This is a genomic window from Sporofaciens sp. SGI.106 (genome assembly GCF_050314255.1).
GTDB lineage: Bacteria > Bacillota > Clostridia > Lachnospirales > Lachnospiraceae > Claveliimonas.
The window spans coordinates 1-785 of the sequence record NZ_JBNPMZ010000058.1 but is presented as its reverse complement, the minus strand read 5'-3'; the positions used below and the strand labels follow the sequence as shown (position 1 = coordinate 785).

The window sequence follows — 785 nt, the reverse complement described above, 5'->3', positions numbered from 1 at the left end:
ATCAATCGAGTAGGAGGAATTTCTCTTGATTGAGAAATTCCGACCTCTCACACCACCGTGCGTACCGTTCGGTACACGGCGGTTCAATCAACTTAACAAGTAACACACCTTTCGGTGTAGTAATCTAACATTGAGACTAATCCGAATGAGGTTAGTCTCTTATTGCTTATAGCTTGGCTTACATCTGAACCTCGACATACTCTTGCGAACCCTTTAGCATAGGATGTTCGCTTTGCCGCCCATTGGGGCACGCCTAGTTTCATTAAATTCTTTGCCCTGTTTTGTGGTGTTTTCCATTGTTTCCATATACACATTCGAAGTCTGAATCGGATATGTTTATCCATTTCTCTGCACAGATGTTTCATACTTCCTATCTTGAAGTAGTTAACCCACCCTCTGATAAGTTGATTGATTTTCTCCACTTTGTAGCTGTTGCTTACACCCCAGCTACGACAGGTGAGTTCCTTCATCCTCTTCTTTAACTTCTCAATTGATTTTGCATGTGGTTTCGCCTTATATTGGTGTGCTCTTGAATCAAAATAGAATCCAAATCCAAGGTATTTGAGTCCTTGCGGTCTATCCACTTTACTTTTTGTCATGTTGACTTTAAGCCCTAGTTTCTCCTCAATAAATCGAGAAATATTTCTCATTACTCGATTTGCAGACATTTCACTTCCAACCATAATGATACAGTCATCCGCATATCGCACGAAATTGAGCCCTCGCTTTTCCATTTCTTTGTCAAGTTCATTGAGCATGATATTCGCTAATAGCGGAGAAAGATT

Annotated in this window: 1 protein-coding gene; it reads right to left on the bottom strand. The window is 40.5% G+C overall.

The window, feature by feature from the left end; genetic code table 11:
* Window positions 1–92: 92 nt before the first annotated feature.
* Window positions 93–785: group II intron maturase-specific domain-containing protein (locus tag ACQRCC_RS15550; protein WP_427851655.1), on the bottom strand; the 693-nt coding region annotated here is incomplete at its 5' end.